Source organism: Curtobacterium sp. MCPF17_050, assembly GCF_003224435.2.
In the GTDB taxonomy this organism is placed as follows: Bacteria; Actinomycetota; Actinomycetes; order Actinomycetales; family Microbacteriaceae; genus Curtobacterium.
Window position 1 is genome coordinate 1612898 of sequence record NZ_CP126250.1, and the last position, 18375, is coordinate 1631272.

Here is an 18375-nt window from a genome sequence, read left to right on the forward strand (position 1 = left end):
CGCCCCACAAACACCACCCGGCGTCGCCTCGTCCCGATGGTGGGAACCCTCCAACGCCCGGCGTCCGGCGTCCGGTAGCCTTGACGCAGCCACACCGGCCCCGGACCACGAGGAGTCACCCCATGCTCGAGCTCATCGCAGGCATCATCATCGGCATCGGCGTCATCGGTGGTGTGGGCACCTGCATGGCGGCCGCCGCGATGATGAAGGCCGGCTCCGAGGAGTACTGATCCTGCTGACCGGTCAGGACGCTCCGGCGTCCACCGGCTCGGTCACCGGGTCCATCGGGACCGGGACCAACTGACGACTCTGGACGGTCGCGCGCTCGAAGGGGCCGCGGCCGTCCGCCGTGTACGCGGGCTCGTCGAACTCGACGACCCACGCCACCCGGACCCCTGCGCCCGCGTACCCGGCGAGCTGGGCGCCGCCCGGCGCGACGATGAGCCCGATCGGCTCGTCCGCCCACTGCTCGCCGCGGTCCGACGGCACGACCCGCACGACGGCCCCGATGCCGAGCACGGGCAGGTCCGGCACGCCGGACGCGTCAGGGGCAGCGGGGCGGGGGTCACGACGTCCGAACACGCGACGACCCTACCGCCGCGTGCCCCGGACGAGCCCGCCAGACCTCCGCCGAGCCCGACGGACCTCGGTCAGGCCCGACGGATCTCGGTCACGGACCGAGCCCGACGGACCTCGGTCAGGCCCGACGGATCTCGGTCACGGACCGAGCCCGACGGACCTCGGTCAGGCCCGACGGATCTCGGTCACGGACGAGTACCCGGTGTCCGGGTGCTTCCGCATCGAGAGCAGGCGCTCCATGGACGGCTCGAGCGCCGTGACCTTGTCGAGCGGCGCGCTGACGACGAGCTGGAAGCCGAGCCGGAGCCATGCCGTCACCGCACGACCGGCGAACTCCGAGTCCGCCTTGATGAACGCCTCGTCGAGGAACACCGGGGCGAACCGGGGCCGGGGGCGGGTCTCGTCACCGAGCTGGTACCGCAGGGCCGCGCCCACGATGAACGCGACGAGCTCCTGCGTCTCACCGCCGGACTTGTCGCCGAGGGACGAGTACACGCCCAGGTCGTTGCCCTCGACGTCGTAGCGCACCGCGGTGATCTCCATGTGCCGCCGGACGTCGAGCACGGCGTCGCGCTGCGTCGTCCGGCCTCGGGGTGCTTCCGGATCACGCCGGATGACGCCCATGAACCGCCGCAGTCGCCGGAAGCGGGTCTCGAGCACGTCGTCGGTCAGTCCGGCGTCGACCGAGGCCGACAGCGCGCGGAGCTCCTTGCGGAACTGCGTCACGTCCTCGCGGGTGACGCGGCGGATGACGATCTTCAGCCGGTCGCGGTTCGCCCCGAACGGCAGGTCGCGGAGGATCTCGTTCACGGGTTCGAGCCGCTCCTCGATCTCCACGACGGCGCGGTCGAACGCGCCGGAGAGCGGGACGAGGTCCTCGCCGCTCCACTGTGACAGCCGACGGCGCCACTCGCTCCGCCGGGCGTGGAGGCCCGTGGCGACGATCTGGTCGAGGATCGCGCGGTAGTCCGGGTACGAGGCCACCCCGGTCCCCAGGTTCGGGTCCGGCCAGGCGTCCTGGTACCGCTCGAACGTCGTGGTGAGCGCCACCGACGCCGTCGCGGCGCCGTCGAGCGCCTGTGCGAGTCGCTCCTCGAGGCGACGGCGGAGACGTCTGGTCGCGTCGTCGAACCCGTCCACCCCGTCGGGGGCGCCGACCTCGTCGAACGCCTCGGCGAGCAGGCGTTCCTGCTGTTCGTCCGGCAGCCGGTCCGGTGCGTCGGCGAACCGTTCGAGGATCTCGGCGGCCGCGTCCTGGCCGTCCACGAGCACGGCGTGCCGTTCCTCCAGGCGCTTCACGCCGAGCCGCGCGGCGGACCGTCGGTCGGCGGCCTCGTCGAGCGCGGCGCGCAGGCGGGCGACGGACTCGCGGAGCGTCCGCAGTCCGTCGTCGGCGGCGAGCAGCGCGTGGCGCTCCTCCTCGAGGCGGGCGAGGGCGGCGTCGGCACCGGCGACGTCGACGGCGTCCCACGTGACGTCGACGCGGTGCTGGTGCGCTGCCCGGAGCACGTCGAGTGCGGCGAGGTCCTGCGCGACGTCGGTGCGCCGGGCCTCCAGGGCGGTCAGGTCCGCCGCGATCTCGGCGAGCTCGGTCTCCACGGCACGGACCCGCGACTCGTTCGTGAACCCGATGACGTTCGCCTGGCGTCGGTCGCCGTGTGCACCGCGACGGCCGTCGCGGAGCTGGCCGGACACGGTCACCCGACGGCCGCCGCCGCCGAGCTCGGCGGCGTCGGCGACGCAGCGGGCGTCGATCCGGTCGGACTCGATGCGCTCCCGCACCCACGTGCTGAACGGCGAGGCCTTGATCGCGAGCTTCCCGGACACCATGGCGCGGTCGCCGGGCAGGTCCAGGTGCGGGCCGAGCGGCACGCCCTCGAACTGCACACGCACGGGCAGACGGAGGCCGTCGATGGCGGCGCTGAAGTCGTCCAGCCGGTCCTCGTCGACGAGCAGGGTCCGGGCGACCGGGGCGAGCACGGACTCGATGGCGGTGCGCCACTGCTCCTCGGCCGGCAGCACGTCGAGGAGCTCGGCGACGAACGGCACGTCCGCCGGGTCGAGTCCGGCGGCCCGGGCCATCGCGACCCGCGCCTCGTGCATCGGCAGCGGCATGGCGCCCTGGCGGTGCTCGAGCGACCGGCGCTCCTGGCGCAGGGTCCGTTCACGGTCGAGGAGCGGGTACTCCTCACGGGTCAGGGCGTCACGCCGGGCGTCGAGCTCGTCACGTCGTGCGGCGTAGGTGCCGAGGAACTCGTGGCTCGCCCGCTGCGCCTCGGTGAACGCCGACTCGGTGGTGACCGGTTCGTCGAGGGGTGCGGTGCGCTCGTCGAACACCTCGCGGGAGCGGGCGACGGCGGCACGCTCGCGGGTCCCGCGGTCGATGCGGTCCTCGAGCTGTGCGAGTGCGTTGCCGCCGGAGTCCCGGAGCCGCGCCTCGGCGTCGCGGAGCTCGACCTCCACGGCGGCGTGCCGGGCGGACGCCGCCTCGACCTCGGCGCGTGTGGCGGTCCGCTCGCGGGCGTTCCGCTCGACCTCGAGGTCGAGCAGTTCGCGCTTCCGCGACGCCGTCCAGTGCGCGAACGGCGAGACGTCGGCGCCGGTGGCGATGCCGTCGAGCGCTGCGGCCGCGGCCCGGGACCGCTCGATCTCGTCGTGCAGGTCGGTGATGGGGGAGAGGATGCGGACCTTGCGCTCCTCGGTGTCCATCGCCTCGTAGGCCTCGTCGAGCGCCGCGAAGTGGGCGAGGGCACGGTCGGCTGCCTCGTAGGTGCCGGGCGTCTCGAGCACCAGGGACTTGTAGAGCGCGTCGACGGTCGGCATGTGCTGCCCGGCCTGGATCCGGGCGAGGAGGCGCATCGCCCGGTTGCCGCCACCGGAGTCACCGATGCCCAGGCGCGTCTGCAGCGTGTACGCGAGCTCCTGGTACGTGTCGCGGATGACGAGCCCCGGGATCCGCCCGGTGAGTTCCAGGTGCGCGAACCGGGAGGGCACGAAGTCCTCGAGCCGCCGCAGGTCGAACACGTCGTCGACCGTCGCCATGGTCATCTGGATGTCCGCCACGCCCCGGGCACGACGCGGCACGATGTACGCGCGCAGGACCGTGAAGCGGCGCTCGTCGTCGTTCCGGAACGTGACCGCGACCGCGCCCCACGTGGTCTGCTCCTCGCCGCGCAGGGTGACGTCCTGCAGTGCACCCGTCTCCGGGTCGCGGCGGGTGTCGACCTTCCCGCGCAGGTACGTCAGCAGGTTGCGCTGGTCGGCGCTGCGGGCGCGTCCCGTCGTCGCGTCGTTCGAGGCGCCGTTGAACGGCACGTCGGACGGCATCATCACCGCCAGGTACGCGTCCATGAGCGTCGACTTGCCGGTCCCGGACGCGCCGGAGATGAGCGTCGCCGTGCCGGACAGTTCGACGTGACGGTGGCCCTGGAAGCCGCCCCAGTTGACGACCTGCATGGACTCGGCCCGCCACTGGGCGACGGTGTCGAACAGCGCGGGGATCCCGGTGGTGTCGACGTCGGCGGTGCTCACGCGCGGTCCTCCTCGTTGTCGTCGGCGTCCGTGCCGGCGTCGGTCTCGACGTCGCCGTCGCCGGTGACGTCCGCTCCCGTCGGACCGCCCGGGAGGCTCGTCCCGGCCCCGTCGGTCGGCTCGCCGCCGCCGGTGGCCGCGGTCCGCAGCCAGGTGTCGAGCTCGACGAGACGCTCCAGCGGGAGCAACACCTCGACGACGCTCGCGACCCGGAAGCGGTCCGGGTCGGTGGTCTTCAACAACACCCGAGCCGTGACCAGGCGCTCGATGGCCTTGGCGACGCGGGCCTCGTCACGGGTGCGGTCGGTCGCGGTCGCGGGGCGGAAGCCGGACACGTGCCCGAGGATCTCGGACCGGTCGACGACGACCTGGTCGGGCCCAGGACGGGCGTCGGCGCGCAGACGCATCCGCAGGTAGACGAGGACGATCGTCTCCTCGCGCGTGTACGGGGCGTCGCGGAGCAGGGTCGGGAAGCCACGACGGGTGCTCTCCGAGCGGGCCTGCCGCTTGAAGGCCACCTCGCGGTCACGGTCGACGTGGAGTTCGAGGAACAGGTCGTTGAGGCGGGAGCGGAGCTGGTGCTCCGCGTCGAGGACCGCACGCCACTCGTCGACGTGCGTCCGGGCGCTCACGTACGGGTGCCTGAGCAGCGCGACCAGGGCCCGACGCTGCGGTTCGTCGAGTCGGCCCTCGTCACCCTCGAAGAGGGCGAACGTGCTCTCGTCGCGCTCGGCGAGCTCGTCGACGAACACGCCGGAGGCGTCCTCGAACGCGACCTCGTCGTCGACGGGTGCTGGTGTCGTGTCGGTCACCGTGCCTCCTGGCCGGGTTCGTCGTCGGGGTGTGCCGTCCGGCCCTGGTGGGGCAGCGCGGCGGTCGGCATGTGGAAGGTGACCGGTCCGCCGTCCGGCCGGACCGTGCGGTGCGGTGCGGTCTCGGTGCCGGCCTCGAAGTCGTCGTGTCCGGTGAGCAGGTGCGCGAGTCCGAAGAGCTCGACGGGACGACGCTGGTCGGGGGGCAGCTCGTGGAACGCCTCGACGCTCGATCCGGCGGTGGAGGCGTCGAGGACCGACCGGAGTTCGGCGAGGAGCGGGCCGCCGTGGCGGCGCAGCGACTCGACGTCGATCTCCTCGAAGACGTCGTCGTCAGGCTCCTCGATCGGCGGCGGCACCGACTCGGCGTCCGGGTCGTAGAACTTCTCACGCAGCGTGCCGACGGCGGCGGACGGGGGCAGCAGGCCGAGCGGGACGCGGTCCCGGGCGGAGCTGACGTCCATCCACGCCGCCAGGCCGCGGTTCACCGAGCGGAGCACCGCGTCGAGCTCGCGGTCCCGCACCACGTCGTGGGCGACGATCTGGTCACGGAGCGTCGCGGTGAGCATCCGACGCTGGGCGAGGACGTCCTCGATGCCCTGCCGGAGGATGCCGACCGTGCCGCGGAAGGTCCGGCGCTCGGTCGGACTGAGCGAGGCGGCGAACGGGTGCTCGAGGATCGTGGTGATGTCGTCGCGGAGCCGCAGGAGCAGGGCGTCGTCGCGGAGGAGCTCGAACGCGCCCTGGAAGGCCCGGCCCTCCGGCGTCGACTCCATCAGGTTGTCCGTGCGCGCGAGGTAGTCGTCGAGGATCTCGCCGATCGGGCGGACCTCCTGCCGGAAGTCCTCGACGATCTCGCGGTGCATGGTCGCCACCGCCTCCTCGACCCGCTTGAAGTCGCTCGGCAGCTGCCGGATGAGGTCGGTGATGTTCGCGTAACCGTCACGCATCCGGTCCTCGTCGACCGTGACGACTTCGTCGCCGCGGGCGAGACGGTCGCGCTCGGCCTGGAGTTCGGCGATCTGCGCGTCCAGGCGTCGCACCTGGGCGTCCCGGTCCGGTTCGGCCCGGTCCGCCCAGCGGTGCACGGCGTCGACGATCATCGCGAGACGGCTCTCGCTGATGAGGGCCCGCTCGGCGGACAGGGCGTCGATCAGGCTGAGCGCCTCGAGGGCGTGGCTCGTCAGGCTGTACTGCTCGTCGCCGTCCGAGGAGTTCGAGCGCACCAGCCACTGTGCGGCCACCCACTCGCGGCAGAGGGACCGACCGTTGGGCCGGGACACCTCACCCTCGGGGGAGTCGCTCGCCGGCACCCGCGCACCGGTCGCCTGCAGGCGGGCGACGTGCTCCTCGACCTGCAGGTGCATCCGCTCGGCAGGGACGTACTGCACGTCGCGGTCGAACACCGTGCGGAAGACCGAGACCACGGCGGCGCTCGTCGGACGCGACATCAGTCGGAGCGTCGGCCGGTCGAGCACCTGTCTGACCCTTGCGAACTCGAGGTCGACGTCGGTCATGGTGCCCCTGGTGGTCGGACGGGTCGCGGGATGCGAAGAGGTCGTGGGATACGAAGAGCCCGACGCGGTTGCGTCGGGCTCTTCGGGGTGTTCTTCCGGCCCTGGACGGGCACGTGGGCGATACCAGACTCGAACTGATGACCTCTTCGGTGTGAACGAAGCGCGCTACCAACTGCGCCAATCGCCCCCTGCACTTGCGTGCGGATCGATAGTAGCGGATGTCGGGCCGTGCTCCGAACACGCGTCGCCGGTCGCGCGCGTCGCTCACGGCCAGACCGGCCGGGAGGCCCGTGGAGACCCCGCCGATCCGCACCGCTCCGGGGGACACGCCCGGTGGACGGAACCGGTTTTGGAGAAACAGCGTGATCTGGGTACAGTTTACGAGTCGCCGCGAGAGCGGGTCGGACAACACCGGTGTGACTCAGGTCAGACCATGCGGATGTGGCGCAGTGGTAGCGCATCACCTTGCCAAGGTGAGGGTCGCGAGTTCGAATCTCGTCATCCGCTCGAGGTGCCTGTCTTCTCCGGAAGACAGCAACTCTCCAGAAGAGGTATCCCACCGATCGGGTACTACGCCAGACGTGGACCTTGATGGTGGGGTGGCCGAGAGGCGAGGCAGCGGCCTGCAAAGCCGTCCACGCGGGTTCGAATCCCGTCCCCACCTCCAGTCCGCTCCGGCGGAACTCATCTGGGCGATTGGCGCAGCGGTAGCGCGCTTCCCTGACACGGAAGAGGTCACTGGTTCGATCCCAGTATCGCCCACCAGAACGAAAGCCCCCGGGAGACCGGGGGCTTTCGTCGTTCTCAGCAGCCGGCGTCTGCTCGGTCCTCGCTACGTTTCTGGCACTTCGTGGATCCGGCCCGAGTCGCCCCGTACAGCCAGCGATGGCGGACTGGGCCACCGCGGGACAGAACCTGCTCGACGAGCAAACGTCCGTCGCCGGGTCCGGAGGACAGCCACGCCGTCGTTGCATGGATGGGAGTTCGGAACGTCTTGCTCCAGGAGCTCGGGCAGGGAAATCCTCTCGCCGGGTTCGGTCGTGGATCGAGTGATTCCCACCAGCAGGACCCGACTGAGCCGAGCTTCGGGGCGACCACCTTCGGAGCTGACGGGACCGGAGAACTCGAGCGCGTCGCGTCCCACCGCGTGCACGCCGGAGACTCGGGGTACCTCGATGGTGGCATCGAGTCTGTCCAGGATGTCGCCCTCGCGACGACGGGCCAGCAGGACAGAATGGCCCCCTGCGTCCCGAAGGGCCTCACGCCGTACGAGCGGATGGTCCTCTTCCCGTTCGGAGAGTGGTTCGACAGATGATCGAAGTGGGAGTACGAGCACGACGGACGATGGGCTTCGTCGTCGCGGTGCTCGCGGTGACGGTACTCGCGGGATGCACACAAGGAGGTCCTGCCACGACCGCGGACGATGCGAAGCGGACCATCGTGGACGTTGTCGACAAGTCGGCGGCCGCTCTCGGCGGGGACTGGAAGGTCAGGAGCGGTCCCGCCGTCGGAGTCTGCTCGAAGACAGGCGGTGGCCGCGGTGCGGCCTACACGTACGTAGTCGACCGGCTCGACACCGGCGAACCGGCGTCGGACAGCGCCAAGATGGAGGACCACTGGAAGCGGGAGGGGATCACGACCGAGCGGTACGAGAGCGGTGGAGAGCAACCCCTCCTCGGGGTCGACGGCACCAGCGACGAGGTCTACTCGGTCTCGTTCCTCGCCAATCCGAAGCGGTACAGCATCACCGGGGTGTCGGTGTGCTTCGACGGGGACGCCGCTGAGATGCAGGGCAACGGAGAGTGACGGACGGTTACGCCGTGCCCACGTCGACTCCGCTCCGGCGGAACTCATCTGGGCGATCGGCGCAGCGGTAGCGCGCTTTCCTGACACGGAAGAGGTCACTGGTTCGGTCCCAGTATCGCCCACCAGGACGAAAGTCGAACGTCCTCACTTGTCGGCGCGGCTCGCGCTGTGCCGGTCGCCATCTGCACCACCGCGAGGTGGATGCCGACCGACCCGGACGAATTCGGATGACCCGATTTGCGGACCGCGGTTGTGGCGTTCCGCCAGCTGCCGGCCTCTGGCATGCTCGGTCGAGGGGGAGACACCGTGTCGGAGAACACTGTCGAGGGGCGCGCTGCACGGCGCTGCCGCACCATCGGGCGACTCATCCTCATGGCGGTCATCTTCGTCATCATCGCTCTCGCCTTCCGCGCCTGCCAGGGCGACCGGCGTACGTCGCCTCGCGAAGTGAAGCGGTGCAGCAGGACGACCGCACCATCGCAGCCGTGAACGCCTTCATGGAAGCGAACGGCGGGTTGTCGCAGTGGAAGGACCACTACGACGAGGGTGCGTCCCGGCCGGAGCCGTTCGGTGCGCTCACCGGGTACTCCGTCTGCTCCAACCGCGACATCGCCGGTTTCACCACCGCTGACGTCGGCGAACGGCAGGAAGCGAACCTCACCAGCACCTCGAAGGTCACCCCGCGGGAAGTGCTCGAGAACGCTGATCGGGTGTGGGCGAAGTACGAGATCGCACGTCGCGGCGACGACCGCGGTCAGAGCTGGTGGACGCAGGTCACCGACGACGGCGGCCGCACCGGGCCGACGTTCTACGTCAGCTACTTCGGCGACGACCCTGACATGAAAGTCAACATGATCATCCGCGCCGCTTCTGTGTGCCGCGACTTCCCCGGGAAGTGACCGCTTGTCGGAACTTGTGATGGACCCATCTGCCGAGCACCGGTGTGCGCAGCGGGTAGCGCTCTTGTCCGAGGGGCAGGCGTCCCGTCCACGCCGTGGCTCCGAAGTGCAGCCTGTGGCAGGAGCGTTCGCCAGCTGAAGGACGAACCGGCGCCCACCCCGACGAGTGAGCGGCCGGTTCGGCGTGTCGCGGTTTCAGTCGTGGACGTACTCGTACGTCGGTTCGGGGCGCTCCCGGTCGCCGACCCAGAAGCCGAGCGTCTTCCCGCTGCGGACGCCACTCATGACGAGGGTGTCCCCGTCGAAGAAGAAGATCTCGATCGGGTTGTTCTCGACGAGCTTCCACGTGCCGGAGAAGGCCACCGGATAGCTGCCCTGACACTCGTCAGGGTTGCTGGCAGGCAGATCGTACGTGCAGGCGACGCTCTGCGGGACGCCTTCCGCGGTGAAGGTGTGATCGCTTCGCAGGTCGATGGTGCTGTCCCAGTCCGCTGTCGTCATCGTCCAGGACCCGACAGGGTCCGCCATCGGCTCGAAGAACGATGACGAGCAGCCCGTCGCCGTCAGCAGTGTCGCCGCGGCGACCGCTGTCGCGACCACCCACCTGTTCCGCATCGCGTCCCCTTGCCCGTTTCGCAGGTGAGCCTACGTGTTGCCGGGGTCGGCGGCTGGCCTTGCGAGGACCGCTGTCACGTAGCGAGATCGTGGGGAGGCGTTCCTCGACGCGGTCCCGTCGGTGAGTACCGAGACGGAACGTGGACGGCTCACTCCCCGAGTCGCACCACAAGCGGGAGCTCCTGGAACTGTGCTCGGCGGAGCTCGCAGACGGTGACCGTCGGCGTCGTGCTGTCTCGGCTCATGCGGGCCCTGTGCCGGGCGCCGCATGACGGGCGGGGCTGCTACCGGGGAAACCCGAGGGATTCGCAGTCGGCCCACTGCTCGGGCCGGCGTTCAGCGAGCCACGCGGTGAACTCCTGGTACCCGCGGTACCCGGTGAAGACCATGAACAGCTTCTTCCGCCGTTCGTTCCAGCCGGTGAGGCTGTAGAACGTCGGCCCTCCGTTGGACTGCGAACCGAATCGGAGGACGGCGATGTCGTCCGCGTCGACACGACGGAACTTCCCGAGGCCGACACGCACATCCAGGTGCTGGTCGTACCCATGAACCCGGGAGCCGTCGAGCGCTGCTGCCAGCAGCAGGCACAACAGCCCACCACCACCGAAGAAGAACAGGAAGAACCCCAAGCTCGTCCACCCGTCGGGCTTCCCGGACAGGACGTCGGAGAGCCCACCGATGACACCGGTGGCGATGAGTCCCCACCCCATGACGTGCCACATCAGGACCTGCCACCGCGGACGCCGTGCGACGAACAACGGCTTCGCCGCCGTCTTCGTCGCTGTGCCACCCCACGTGTTGATGTCGTCGCTCATCGTTTCCCCCTCCAGCCGACGACGGTACCGGACAACACGGCTACTCGTGCCGATGCGCCCGAACGGTCAGTGGCCGACTGGTCCGACGTACTCGACTCCGGGGAGGAGGGCCTCCACCCATGTTCCCGGCTGACGGACGACGTGCGCGTTCCCCAACGCGTACGTGTCCGGTTCCGCTTCGTCGCGGCGCACCAGGACCGCCGACGGCGGAACAGTCGGTCCCAGGCGGCAACAGCGGTGCGGTGGACCTCCGCGGTGGATGGTGCGCGAACACGGCGAACCTGGTGGTCGTCGAAGTGGGCCTGCACCGGCCCGCTGAGCGCGTACAGCGGGACCCGGTCCGGGGCTCTCCACCTGTGCCACGGGGGAGCTCGAGGCGTCGGCTCCGCGCACAGAGGAACAGCGGCCGATGGAACGCGAGCGACACCAGTGGGATCGTCAGGACGGACGAGTACGGCATCAACGCCGCGTTCGCACTCGCACCCGAGGTGCCGTTCCGATGGTCATCGACTCGGACTCAGCCGACCCCGTCGACGCTGTAGATCGTCGGTGCCGGCACGAAGCGGAGCCACGGGGTGTGCGTTCGGAACCAGAACGAGCCGCCGCCGACCGTGAAGACGTGCGGGCCCTCCGTCCGGTTCAGCGTGCGGGCGACGGCGTCCTGATTCTCGGAGTCGACGCCGCGGGACAGTGTCAGCGGACCGCATTCGGACGTGTCGATTGCGACAGCCGGGTGGGACGAGCCGATGCCTCTCGTCGAGCGGTTCGACACCGTCACGGCTTCAGCCGCGGTGATGGTGCACGTCACCTGCTGTTTGTGTGCGTCGTCGTAGGCGACAGCGACCCACAAGCCGGGGAACATCAGCAGCGAGACGATGAAGAAGCCGACGATGAGCACCATCGTGAACAGGCGGTAGACCGGCCGAGGTCGTGTCTGGACGGTGAGCTTGCTGAAGAAGTCGGAGAACTCCGCCCACGGCTCGGCCGCGTTCTGTTCCAACCATCCGACGAGCACGTCGTGGTGACGGTGGTACCGGTCCGTCGTGAACCCGCGCCCGCGAGCGGTCACACCACTGATGACGGTGTTGCCCTTCCCCGAGGCGCGGAAGTGGACGAGCTCACCGGGCCTGATCACCTGCGTGCGGAAGATCCCACGGGTCACCTCGAGCCGGTCCGGGAACACCCGCACCCCGGCGAACAGCGCGCTGACAGACGACACGAGCGCCAACGTGCCGACGAGGAGCAGCATCCCGCTCGTCCACACACGGGTGAACACAGCTGCCCCGAACACGTCGCGGCTCCACGCCAGCCAGAGCCCCGTCGCGAACACGCCTGCAGAGAGGGCCGTCCACGCGATCGGCGTGATCATGCTCCCGCGGACCGTCACCGGGCGCTCACCACGCACCACACTCGTTGCTTCCCCCGTCACGAGTCGACCGTACCGAAGCGCACCGACCGCCGAGCGCCATCGGTCAGTCCTCCGGCAGCGTGCGGACCCAGTGTTCGAACGTCACGGCGTCCTCGTCGACGATCACTGCGGCCGGGCGGGAATCGTCCTTCTCGTCGATGAGCACGAGGGTGTCATCTGGCAGACCAGCTGTCGCCTCGCCGATGACGGAATCGGGCGCTGCGACGCCGACCCGGGTGAGGAACGTCAGCCGCTCTCCCGGGATGGACTCCACCGTGTCCGTCTCCTTGTCGAAGAAACCCGCGAGTTCGGAGACACGGAAGCGGGTGGCGCCGTCCCGGGTGGTGATGGTGACTGCGGGCACGGTGCGGCGTCCGAACGTGTGGGTGGTGGGCTCTGCGGTGACATCGGACCCTGACCACGGCTTCGCTGCCGCCAGCGGCACCTTGTCCACCTTCGACGGCTTGGTCTTCCGGGGGAACGCAGCCGTCACCGCGAGGCCGCCGGCAATGACGGCCAGGAACCACGCCGGGCCGGAGACGACCTTCGTCCAGAGCAGGACCCAGAAGACGACGAGCCATCCGGCCCAGGTCAGGTTCGACAGCCACTTGGAGTCTTGCCGCTCGCCGAGGAACCACAACCCGGATCCGTACGCGAGCCCGGCCGCCGTCGGCAACCAGAACGCCACTGGATCGCTGCTCAGCACCGGCCGGTGCAGGACGGCCGAGGTGATGACTGCGACGACGGCGATGGTCCCGAGGAGGTACCGGTTGGCGCGGCGGTCTCGTTCCCGGGCGGTGAGTGTGGCCATCGGTGGTCCCCCTGTGCTTCGTGGCGTGCTCGTCGGGCGGCAGAACCGGCACGACGTCCGGAATCGCGCCCGATGCTGCCCAGTCAAGCAGAGCTCGGGGTTCGCTTCCGGCCCGCTCGCCGCATCGGACCCGCCGACGGTACCGCTCCTCCACCGCATACCCTGCGTACATGACCGCTCGACGCCCCATCACCATCACCGGTGCCGTCTTCGCCGCCATCGGTGGAATCATCTCCGGCACGGGCTGGGCCATCCTCGTGATCTCGGCGGCGGTCGGTGGCAGTTTCCCGTTCGGCGCGGCCTTCCTGGCGTTCGGCGGGGTGCCCTTCCTCCTCGTCGGCGTGACGCTGCTCCTCGTCGCCGCGTTCACCAGGCCACTGCCCTGAGGTGGCACCGTCCTCCTCGTAGGGCGTCGCGCTCGTTCAGCGGTCTGTGGCTGCGCTCCCGTCAGCGGCCTTGCTGTGCGGTCGCCGTTGCGCGATGAGCCCCTCGACTCGTGGTGCTCGACGTCTTGGTGCCGCCAGACCGCTGTCGTGCGGCGCCCACCCGAGTTCCGGCCCGAGTCGCTCGGCGATGTCCGAGACGATCTGCGCGTACTCGTCGGGTTCGAACGAGAACGGCAGTGCGAACGCGACCTCGGTGGCGACCTGGTACCCCGCGTCGGCGCGCAGCCGGTCCGCGATCTCGACCGACGAGCCGACGAGGTCCGCGGCGAACAACAGTCCCGCCGGACCCGTCGGGACACCGACACGGCCGGCGCGGCGTTCGGCGTAGGCCCGGTACCGCGCCTCCTGCTCCCGGGTGGCCGTGTCCGTCGGGATCACCACGAGGCCCTGGGAGACGCGCGCGGTGCTCGGGTCGGGGTGTGCGTCGAGGTAGGCGTCGACCTGGGCGCGCTGGTTCGCGGCGAAGTCGGTCCCGATCTCGCTCCGCGTGACGCTCGAGGTGAGCAGGTGGAACCCGTTGCGGGCCGCCCAGACCGCGGACGCCGTGCTGCCCGTGCCGTACCAGAGCCGGTCGACGAGCCCCGGACTGTGCGGCTGGACTCCGGTGGCGAACTCCTCGAACCCGCGCCGCTCGGCGACGGGGACGACCGCGTCACCGCGCACGAGGTCCCGGAAGCGCAGGAGCCGGGCGTTGCCGAGGTCCTCGTGCTCGGCGGTGTCCGGGTAGATCGCCTCGCGGTAGAGGTCGAAGTTCATCGGGGTCCCGACGGAGAAGCCCGGGGTGAGTCGTCCGCCGAGGAGCACGTCCACGGTGGCGAGGTCCTCGGCGAGACGGAACGGGTTCTCCGCGCCGATCGGGGTGACGGCCGTCCCGAGCGCGATGCGGCTGGTGCGCTGCGACGCGGCCGCCATCACCGCGACGGGGGAGGAGACGCCGTGCTGCAGGTGCCGGTGCCGGAGCCACGCGCTGTCGAGGCCGAGCGCCTCGGCGCGTTCGATGACGCGGAGCGTGTCCTCGTGACCGGCAGCGGGGCGGGCCGGGTCGAAGGTCCCGATGGTCAGGAAGCCGAGGCGTGCGAGGGGTCGTCCGTCAGTGGGCATGCTCTGATCGTCCCAGACGGGTGCCATCGCGGCATCCGCTGGGTTCTCCACCGTGCCCCGATCGGTTCCGCCCCGTCTCCTCGGGCTCCTCTCCGCCGTCCTCGTCAGCGCCACGGTCGCGACGGTGGCGGTCCTGCCGAACGGGACCGCACCCGACGCCACGCCCGCAGCCGCCCGTGCCGCCGCTCCGGTGTCGTACACGTTCGCCGACGACAGCGTCACACAGGCGTCGAACGCCTGGTCGTGGACGGGGATGAGTGGACCCGTTCTCGTCCGTGCGCCGCATCGACAACGGCTGGGTCGCCGGCACCGGGAAGGGCGACGGCGTGCACCCGAGCGTCGCGACGGCGAAGCGGTACCTCGGACCGCGCATGCCGCTCGCGATCACGCAGGCGGTCGTCGGCGTGGAGCCGTCGGGCCCGTCTGACGCCCTCGTGTCAGGCCGGGGTCGACTTCAGCAGCCGGTTCACGGCGATCATCGCGCCGCCCACCACGGCGGGGACACCGCCGCCGGGGTGCACCGACGCGCCGACCCGCCACAGCCACCGCCGCCAGGGGTCGTTGTACGAGGGACGGTGGAACGGCCCGCTGAGCCACGGCGGACGCGCCGCGCCGTAGAGCGCGCCGTGGGGTTCGCCGCCGCCGCCGTAGTACTGCGGATCGAGCACCGTCTGCTCGTCGATGAGGTCGGTGATCGGCCGGTCGAGCCCCATCGCGCGTGAGACGCGATCGACCTCGCGCCGCACGAACGGGTGCTCGGCCGTGTAGTGACCGCCGTCGGCGGGGGCGGTGAGCAGGATGCCGACGGTGCTGCGCGGGTTCGGGTAGACCTCGCCTGCGCGGTACTGGTTGACGAACACCATGGTGTCCGCTGGCTCGTCACCCGCCTCGAGGCTGCGGTGGAGCGCGGCGGGCTTCGTCGGCAGCACGACGCTGTGCGTGGCGAGGTCCGCCGGCAGTTCCTCCCGCAGCACGCCGTACAGGGCGATGGCCGAGCAGGAGAGGGCGCGGGGGCGCAGACGGGGGAGCGTGGGGACCCGCGACGGACCCATCAGCGTGGTGAGCCGATCGGCGTCCAGGGCGCTGACGACGAGGTCGGCGGGGTGGCGACCCACATCGGTGGTGACCGATCCACGCTCGATGCGGGTGACGGCCTCGCCGGTGTGGACGTCGACCCCGGCCGTCTCGGCCAGCCGACCCAGCGCGAGCACGATCTCGTAGACGCCACCGCGCGGCACCCATGCCCCGGTCTCCGCCATGATCGCCGGCATGCTCGCGTAGAGGGCGGGCGTGCGTGCGGGCGACACGCCGGCGTTGAGGGTGTGGATCGCGATCACCTCGCGCAGCCCGTCGGGCAGCCAGGCGAGGCCGTCGAGGTACGCGCGCGTGGTGAGGCGGGAGCCGTAGACGGCCAACAGTCTCCGGAGAGCGGGGAGGGCGGCTCGGTCGAGGGGGTCGGCGAGCAGCAACCCGGTCACGTCGTCCGCGAGGGGTGCGTGCAGGTCGGAGAACCGTCGCCAGGCGGCGTACCAGGGGTGACCGGGGGCCACCGGCAGGGAGGTCTCGTCGTCGTTGTAGAAGTAGCGGCCCACCTCCGGCATCCGCACCAGGTCGAGGTGCCCGTCGTCGCGGGCGCGGTCGGCGGCGGGCCCGCCGTCGCCGAGCCGTCGCAGCAGCTCGTCCCACACCGCCGGGAACGTCATCAACGACGGTCCGGTGTCGATGCGGTCCTCGCCCAGCTGGATGCGTCGGCTCTTGCCGCCGAGCTCGGTGGAGGCCTCGAGCAGGGTGACGCGGTGGCCGGCGTGCGCGAGCAGCGCGGCGGCGGTGAGGCCGCCGATCCCGCCGCCGACGACGACGATGCGGCTCACGAGGCACCTCCCAGCACGATCCAGACCATGAGCAGTACGCCGGCGAACGACCCGGCGATGTACGGGAAGGCGACCGACAGACGGTAGAGGCGGTGCCCGGTCTCCGGTGTCGGGTCCCGGAACAGGCGCACCACGAGGATGCCGGCGATCAGGAGGTTGACGGCGGCCACCGGCAGGCTCACCACGGCGAACAGCGCCGTCGAGACGATCCACCAGGCCCCGCTCCAGAGAGCCGTCGCGCGCGCACCGAGCCGCACTGCGGTGGTGGCGATGCCCGCGTCACGGTCCTCGACGATGTCCTGGACCGCATCGAAGGCGTGCTTCGCCACGCTCCAGGCCATCAGACCGATGGCCGCGGGCCAGACCGGCGTCACCGCGAGGGCCGCGGGCACGATGACCAGTGGCAGTGCGTAGGCGGCGTTGCTCAGCGAGTCGAGGAACGGCCGCGCCTTGAAGCGCAGCGGCGGCGCCGAGTAGAAGACGAACACGCCGACGTAGAGCAGGATCGCCGCGTTCGCGAGGAGCGGCAGCGTCAGGAGGAAGCCGACGAGGAACGGGACGTTGACGACCGCGACCGCCCAAGCGATGAGCCGCACCTCGGACTGTCGGATCCTGGCACCCTCGATGGAGCCCTTGCGGGGGTTGGCCGCGTCCGTGTCCTGGTCGTAGATGTCGTTGACGCCGTAGATGAGCAGGTTGAACGGCAGGGTGAGCCACAGGATGACCGGCAGTGCCCGCACGTCGAACAGCGCGCCGGTGAGCCACACGGCGACGAGCCCGGAGCCGATGGTGTTGATCCAGAGCACCGGGCGCGAGATGTGGACCAGTCGGCGCACGGCCACGCCGATCTCCGACGGTGCTGTGCGCGACACCCGCTCACTGCCGTCAGTCACGCGACCGAGCGTACCCGGCCCGCCTCGACCTCGGTCAGCGGCGTCCCGGCCAGACTGGGTGGATGCGCATGATGCTGCTGACCGCCGGCACCCGGGGCGACGTGGAGCCGTTCGCAGCCCTGGCGCGACTCGCCACGTCCCGCGGTCACGAGGTCCGGCTCGCCCTGCCCGACGACGCGCCCGCGCCCGAGGGCGTGGAGACCGTGGCCCTCGGTCTGGACGTGCAGCGGGTGCTCCGCCCGGCTGGTCGCACGCCGTGGGCTCTCGCGCACCACCTGCGTGCGGAGGTGCGGCCCGCGATGCGTCGGATGTTCGCGGCCGCGGTGCGGGAGACGGTCGCGTTCGGCCCCGACGTGGTGGTGCACCACCCGCTCGTCCTCAGCGCGCCGATGGTGGCGGACTCGCTCGCCGTGCCCCGCGTGCTGGTGGAGTTCGCGCCGGTGGCCACCCCGAGTGAGCGCTTCCCCGCCGCAGGTGGCCCGACGGCCACGCGCGACCTCGGCGCTCACAACCGGTCCACCTACGCCGTACCGCGCACCGTCGCACGGTTCTTCGACGCCGACGTGGCGCGCGCCGCTGCCGAGCTGCCGGACGGTCGTCGTCCCGCCCGACGGTCGCCGTCACGCGCGACGCTCATGGCCGTGAGCCCGGAGTTGCTGCCGCGGCCCGACGACTGGCCGGAACGGGTGCACCAGACGGGGGCCTGGTACGACGAGGCCGGGACCGCGAGCCCGGACCGCGTCGTCAGCGCCTTCCTGACGGGCCGTCCCTACGTCGTCGCCTCGTTCGGCTCGATGGCGAGGGGGGATGCGGCTGCTCGGGGAGGTGCGGTCGTCTCGGCGGCCCGCGCCCACGGGCTGCGGGTGCTGCTCGTCACCGGGTGGGGTGGACTGGCGCTGCCTCCCGAGTGCCACGGCCCGGATGTGCTGGCGGTGCGGTCGGCACCGTTCGACGCCGTGCTGCCGGGCGCGTCGCTCGCCGTGCACCACGGCGGAGCGGGCACCTCACACGCCGTCGCCCGAGCTGGCGTCCCCGCCGTCGTCGTCCCCGTCACCGCCGACCAGCCGTTCTGGGCTGCCCAGCTGCATCGACAGGGGATGGCCGCCGCTCCGATCCCACTGCGCCGCCTGTCCGCGAGCACCCTCGTGCCGGCGATGCGCGACGCCTCGTCCCGCCGGGTACGCGCGACCGACGTGGGCCGGATCATGCGGCGGGAGCACGGGGTGCAGCGGGCGCTCGACGTGCTCGAGTCGCTCTGACACCCCGGTTCC

Annotated in this window: 16 protein-coding genes and 5 tRNA genes; 9 read left to right on the plus strand and 12 right to left on the minus strand. The window is 71.0% G+C overall.

Annotated elements, in window-relative coordinates:
• Positions 1-243 precede the first annotated feature (243 nt).
• The 5 genes from DEJ34_RS07670 to DEJ34_RS07690 all read right to left on the minus strand — a co-directional run bounded on the left by DEJ34_RS07670 (position 244) and on the right by DEJ34_RS07690 (position 6626).
• Positions 244-582 (minus strand): hypothetical protein, encoded by a 339-nt coding sequence (locus DEJ34_RS07670; protein ID WP_146236910.1) that lies wholly within the window; start codon positions 580-582, stop codon positions 244-246.
• A gap of 162 nt (positions 583-744) precedes the next feature.
• A complete protein-coding gene (locus DEJ34_RS07675; protein ID WP_110911295.1) occupies positions 745-4110 on the minus strand; it encodes an ATP-binding protein in 3366 nt (1121 codons plus the stop codon).
• Positions 4107-4922, minus strand: a complete 816-nt coding sequence (locus DEJ34_RS07680; RefSeq protein WP_110911296.1) for a DUF4194 domain-containing protein — start codon at positions 4920-4922, stop codon at positions 4107-4109. The genes DEJ34_RS07675 and DEJ34_RS07680 overlap by 4 nt, the downstream gene beginning before the upstream one ends.
• Positions 4919-6439 carry a DUF3375 family protein gene (locus DEJ34_RS07685; protein ID WP_110889783.1) on the minus strand — a complete coding sequence of 507 codons (1521 nt, stop codon included), beginning with the start codon at positions 6437-6439 and terminating at the stop codon, positions 4919-4921. Before DEJ34_RS07685 ends, DEJ34_RS07680 begins: the two co-directional genes overlap by 4 nt.
• A gap of 114 nt (positions 6440-6553) precedes the next feature.
• Positions 6554-6626 (minus strand) — tRNA-Val (locus DEJ34_RS07690).
• 248 nt (positions 6627-6874) lie between these two features.
• Between DEJ34_RS07690 and DEJ34_RS07695 the strand changes: the two genes are divergently transcribed.
• The 7 genes from DEJ34_RS07695 to DEJ34_RS07725 all read left to right on the plus strand — a co-directional run bounded on the left by DEJ34_RS07695 (position 6875) and on the right by DEJ34_RS07725 (position 9144).
• Positions 6875-6946, plus strand: a tRNA-Gly gene (locus DEJ34_RS07695).
• A gap of 86 nt (positions 6947-7032) precedes the next feature.
• A tRNA-Cys gene (locus DEJ34_RS07700) sits at positions 7033-7106 on the plus strand.
• 23 nt (positions 7107-7129) lie between these two features.
• Positions 7130-7204 (plus strand) — tRNA-Val (locus DEJ34_RS07705).
• Positions 7205-7433: 229 nt separating this feature from the next.
• Positions 7434-7754, plus strand: a complete 321-nt coding sequence (locus DEJ34_RS07710) for a hypothetical protein (RefSeq protein ID WP_146236911.1) — start codon at positions 7434-7436, stop codon at positions 7752-7754.
• Positions 7751-8245 (plus strand): hypothetical protein, encoded by a 495-nt coding sequence (locus DEJ34_RS07715; protein WP_146236912.1) that lies wholly within the window; start codon positions 7751-7753, stop codon positions 8243-8245. Before DEJ34_RS07710 ends, DEJ34_RS07715 begins: the two co-directional genes overlap by 4 nt.
• A 50-nt stretch (positions 8246-8295) precedes the next feature.
• Positions 8296-8370, plus strand: a tRNA-Val gene (locus tag DEJ34_RS07720).
• A 360-nt stretch (positions 8371-8730) separates the two neighbouring features.
• Positions 8731-9144, plus strand: a complete 414-nt coding sequence (locus DEJ34_RS07725; protein ID WP_146236913.1) for a hypothetical protein — start codon at positions 8731-8733, stop codon at positions 9142-9144.
• A 195-nt stretch (positions 9145-9339) separates the two neighbouring features.
• On the opposite strand, the gene DEJ34_RS07730 is transcribed toward DEJ34_RS07725, so the two are convergent.
• From DEJ34_RS07730 to DEJ34_RS07745, 4 genes are all read right to left on the minus strand, one after another.
• A complete protein-coding gene (locus DEJ34_RS07730) occupies positions 9340-9759 on the minus strand; it encodes a hypothetical protein (RefSeq protein ID WP_146236914.1) in 420 nt (139 codons plus the stop codon).
• A 284-nt stretch (positions 9760-10043) separates the two neighbouring features.
• On the minus strand, positions 10044-10574 hold the full coding sequence (locus DEJ34_RS07735; RefSeq protein WP_110911300.1) for a hypothetical protein: 531 nt from the start codon (positions 10572-10574) through the stop codon (positions 10044-10046).
• A 517-nt stretch (positions 10575-11091) separates the two neighbouring features.
• A complete protein-coding gene (locus tag DEJ34_RS07740; RefSeq protein ID WP_146236915.1) occupies positions 11092-12003 on the minus strand; it encodes a hypothetical protein in 912 nt (303 codons plus the stop codon).
• A gap of 43 nt (positions 12004-12046) precedes the next feature.
• Positions 12047-12793: a hypothetical protein gene (locus DEJ34_RS07745; protein WP_110900105.1), complete on the minus strand. Its 747-nt coding sequence runs from the start codon at positions 12791-12793 to the stop codon at positions 12047-12049.
• A gap of 170 nt (positions 12794-12963) precedes the next feature.
• Here DEJ34_RS07745 and DEJ34_RS07750 point away from each other — a divergent pair, with 170 nt between their 5' ends.
• On the plus strand, positions 12964-13179 hold the full coding sequence (locus DEJ34_RS07750; protein ID WP_110900106.1) for a hypothetical protein: 216 nt from the start codon (positions 12964-12966) through the stop codon (positions 13177-13179).
• A 36-nt stretch (positions 13180-13215) separates the two neighbouring features.
• On the opposite strand, the gene DEJ34_RS07755 is transcribed toward DEJ34_RS07750, so the two are convergent.
• The 3 genes from DEJ34_RS07755 to DEJ34_RS07765 form a co-directional block, all read right to left on the minus strand.
• Positions 13216-14340, minus strand: coding sequence for an LLM class flavin-dependent oxidoreductase (locus tag DEJ34_RS07755; protein ID WP_110911315.1), 1125 nt, complete (start codon positions 14338-14340; stop codon positions 13216-13218).
• 437 nt (positions 14341-14777) lie between these two features.
• A complete protein-coding gene (locus DEJ34_RS07760; protein ID WP_110911302.1) occupies positions 14778-16211 on the minus strand; it encodes a phytoene desaturase family protein in 1434 nt (477 codons plus the stop codon).
• Positions 16208-17104, minus strand: a complete 897-nt coding sequence (locus DEJ34_RS07765; protein WP_110911303.1) for a UbiA family prenyltransferase — start codon at positions 17102-17104, stop codon at positions 16208-16210. Before DEJ34_RS07765 ends, DEJ34_RS07760 begins: the two co-directional genes overlap by 4 nt.
• Before the next feature lie 62 nt (positions 17105-17166).
• Between DEJ34_RS07765 and DEJ34_RS07770 the strand changes: the two genes are divergently transcribed.
• Entirely contained in the window at positions 17167-18363 is a 1197-nt protein-coding gene (locus DEJ34_RS07770; protein WP_110911304.1) for a glycosyltransferase, read from the plus strand.
• The last annotated feature ends 12 nt before the right edge of the window (positions 18364-18375 follow it).

Excerpts from the sequence above, each read along its gene's own strand:
- DEJ34_RS07755 (WP_110911315.1), bottom strand. The coding sequence starts at position 14,340 with ATGCCCACTGACGGACGACCCCTCGCACGCCTCGGCTTCCTGACCATC.
- DEJ34_RS07745 (WP_110900105.1), bottom strand. The coding sequence starts at position 12,793 with ATGGCCACACTCACCGCCCGGGAACGAGACCGCCGCGCCAACCGGTAC.
- DEJ34_RS07750 (WP_110900106.1), top strand. The coding sequence starts at position 12,964 with ATGACCGCTCGACGCCCCATCACCATCACCGGTGCCGTCTTCGCCGCC.
- DEJ34_RS07735 (WP_110911300.1), bottom strand. The coding sequence starts at position 10,574 with ATGAGCGACGACATCAACACGTGGGGTGGCACAGCGACGAAGACGGCG.
- DEJ34_RS07770 (WP_110911304.1), top strand. The coding sequence starts at position 17,167 with ATGCGCATGATGCTGCTGACCGCCGGCACCCGGGGCGACGTGGAGCCG.
- DEJ34_RS07715 (WP_146236912.1), top strand. The coding sequence starts at position 7,751 with ATGATCGAAGTGGGAGTACGAGCACGACGGACGATGGGCTTCGTCGTC.
- DEJ34_RS07685 (WP_110889783.1), bottom strand. The coding sequence starts at position 6,439 with ATGACCGACGTCGACCTCGAGTTCGCAAGGGTCAGACAGGTGCTCGAC.
- DEJ34_RS07730 (WP_146236914.1), bottom strand. The coding sequence starts at position 9,759 with ATGCGGAACAGGTGGGTGGTCGCGACAGCGGTCGCCGCGGCGACACTG.